This is a genomic window from Candidatus Methylobacter oryzae (assembly GCF_003994235.2).
GTDB classification, from domain to species: Bacteria; Pseudomonadota; Gammaproteobacteria; order Methylococcales; family Methylomonadaceae; genus Methylobacter_A; species Methylobacter_A oryzae.
Window position 1 is genome coordinate 1 of the sequence record NZ_RYFG02000039.1, and the last position, 2,399, is coordinate 2,399.

The following is a 2,399-nucleotide window of genomic DNA, read 5'->3' on the forward strand; positions in this document are numbered from 1 at the left end:
TTATTTTTCTTATCACGGGCGGGCCTTCCGTTGCCTAGGGTTAGTTCATGCCTCATATTCTATACCGGCTGTCAATGCGTAAGTTCTATATCAGTAGAAATCTGGATAGTTATGTGCAGTTAGCTGTGTATGAAAACGGTACTGAGTTATTGCGGACAAAAATTTTTCGCTATCAATTTTCGCTGACAAGAAATCTGTCGTTGGGTTGCGTGGCATTAAATACTAACGATCATGCCTGTTTGTCGTATGACACTCTCTCACAAATTCAACTCATGGCTATGCGACTTTCTCAGCCTGAGCAAGAACATATTAAACTGGATGTTAAATCTTCAGAGCAAACAGAAATCGGCTGCTGGTTTTTTTATCCTGAAAAGAGAGTCCCAGGTCCCTGGTTGATTTATCCGTCAGTGACCTCTTCAATCTCTTTACGGCCCATTTTATGGAACGTTAGTGATGAGAAGGAGGTTGATTCATTAGCCAATTGTGAAATTTCAACACTACATAGCGCTGTTACAGCAGGTTCAACGCAATCCAGACACCAAGCCATCAAAGTAATTTTAGAACGGATGTGTACGGATTTTGAGCATAGCGGCTGGTCATATTTAAGATATTTATGGAAACAGTGTGCTCATTTGCCCCTAGCCAGTTTTGATGTTTGGTCAATAGCAGTAACGGATACCAAAATGTTAGCCGCGCTGGTATTACAAATGGATGAGAGCTTTACCCGGAAACTTGGCGAAGAGCTGCCGGTTTTCTGGGAATTGATACCGTTGAAGGATTGGATAGCGGTTTTCAAAAATTATAGCGATTACTTAAAACAAGCGATGGGGGATGAAACCGACGTCTTCACTATTATTGAAACTCGCATCAAACGTATCAGTTATCTTTGTGCGTCCATGGATATAGTGGCACGAATACTTAATCAGTCGTTATGCGGAACAGCCGATCCAGAACTTATTTTTATGAAGCAACCTGTTCTCGATAATGTGGTAGGCATGATTAAAGATGCGCAACAAGAATTGGATAGACGACAAGCAGACAGTAAATGGCTGGAAGTATTAAAACCGGAGCTTATAACGCATTGGACAAAAATGGATAAATCGCTGCAGCAATGGCTGAAACTGGAAAATATTTCAGACCATCATCGGGCTGTGGTTATTTTACCTGTGCTGTTAGCGGCATATTGTGCAAATACAAACAGACCTGAAAACTGGATAGGCGATGCAGTCGTTATTTTTAAATTAAAGCGTTTGAAAGACTTTGATGAAGACTGGTTTAACGCAGTTTTTAAAATTGTATTGGCTTATTTATCCCAGCAATCGACAGATTAAGAATTAAACCCACATGTCCAGTTATTTTCAGCCCCTTATCGCGCAGTTATCACAACGCTCAGCCGAAGCCACTTTAAGTGTTTTAGGCATCAGCGATCCCACTTTACGGCAATTTTTATCAGAACAATTTAATCAACCGCTTGGTGATAGCAATAATTTTCTGGCCGATCCTGTTTTTGAAGCTATTTTTGGCTGGGAAGAGGCAAATATCAGCATGGAGCGATTGGCCGGTTCTTTGTTGGAGCGTTTGTTACTTGATGCAATGGATAATCCACCCGTTGATTTAAAAGACTATGCATTTCGCAAAGATTGGCAGCCTTATCAACACCAATATAAGTCGTGGTTAAAGTTATCTGAAAGTAAACCTCAGTCCATTGTTATTACCAGTGGCACGGGATCAGGTAAAACCGAGTGTTTTATGGTGCCGGTACTCAATGACTTAGTGCGCCAGTATGAGTTACAAAAACAGCCGTTGATCGGCGTACAAGCCTTATTTATTTATCCGCTTAATGCCTTGATTAACAGCCAGCGAGATCGTTTACGCGCCTGGACGGATAGCTTCGGTAATGGCGTGCGTTTTTGCTTGTATAACGGTAATACGCCTGATAAAGCTACAAGTTTTAATCAGACACAAACACCGAATGAAATTTTATCCAGAGCCCTGTTACGTAGTGAGCCGCCTCCCTTACTGGTGACTAACTCTACGATGCTTGAATACATGTTAGTTCGGCAAGTTGACTCGCCGATTCTGCAAAAATCACAAGGAAAACTACGCTGGATTGTTTTGGATGAAGCGCATACTTATATCGGTTCGCAAGCGGCGGAACTGTCGCTGTTATTGCGTAGGGTGTTGCATGGTTTCGCTGTCAATGCCGAAGATGTGCGTTTTGTCGCCACGTCGGCAACTATTGGTGACAAGGATAATGTTTCATTACAACGTTATCTGGCCGATTTGGCGGGTATTTCGCAAGATCAAGTGATGTGGCTACACTAAACCGGACACATTTTTTAAAATACTCTCAAAAAGATGTGAGTCCAAATGAGCCAAGAAAAACCCAACACCTATAC

The 2,399-nt window shown here is 41.9% G+C and carries 2 protein-coding genes; both read left to right on the forward strand.

All coding sequences use genetic code 11. From position 1 onward, the window contains the following. Nucleotides 1-74 precede the first annotated feature (74 nt). The gene (locus EKO24_RS06275; protein ID WP_127030787.1) at nucleotides 75-1,331 is read left to right on the forward strand and encodes an STY4851/ECs_5259 family protein; all 1,257 of its coding nucleotides are present in this window, start codon (nucleotides 75-77) and stop codon (nucleotides 1,329-1,331) included. Nucleotides 1,332-1,344: 13 nt separating this feature from the next. Further along, nucleotides 1,345-2,325: a DEAD/DEAH box helicase gene (locus EKO24_RS06280; RefSeq protein WP_127030786.1), complete on the forward strand. Its 981-nt coding sequence runs from the start codon at nucleotides 1,345-1,347 to the stop codon at nucleotides 2,323-2,325. The last annotated feature ends 74 nt before the right edge of the window (nucleotides 2,326-2,399 follow it).